The 255-nt window shown below is 43.9% G+C and carries 1 tRNA gene; it reads right to left on the bottom strand.

From position 1 onward, the window contains the following. Positions 1-175: 175 nt before the first annotated feature. Positions 176-251 (bottom strand) — tRNA-Ala (locus ACTD9P_RS30315). Between the last annotated feature and the right edge of the window lie 4 nt (positions 252-255).

Genomic DNA, 255 nt, shown 5'->3' on the forward strand with positions numbered 1-255 from the left:
AACTCACAAATTTTACCTTAGCCTGATCCGTTACCAGTGAAAGTAACGTTCAGTCTATCTTTCTATCACATACCCAAATTTTTAAAGAACGATCTAATCAAAGACTAGAAATCAACATTCATCATCAGCCTGATGGAATGCTCATTTCTAAGCTTTCTTAACGTAGAAGCAGTAGTGGTGGAGCCAAACGGGATCGAACCGTTGACCTCCTGCGTGCAAGGCAGGCGCTCTCCCAGCTGAGCTATGGCCCCGTAT

Origin of the sequence: Pseudomonas onubensis (assembly GCF_965653655.1) — a bacterium.
GTDB lineage: Bacteria > Pseudomonadota > Gammaproteobacteria > Pseudomonadales > Pseudomonadaceae > Aquipseudomonas.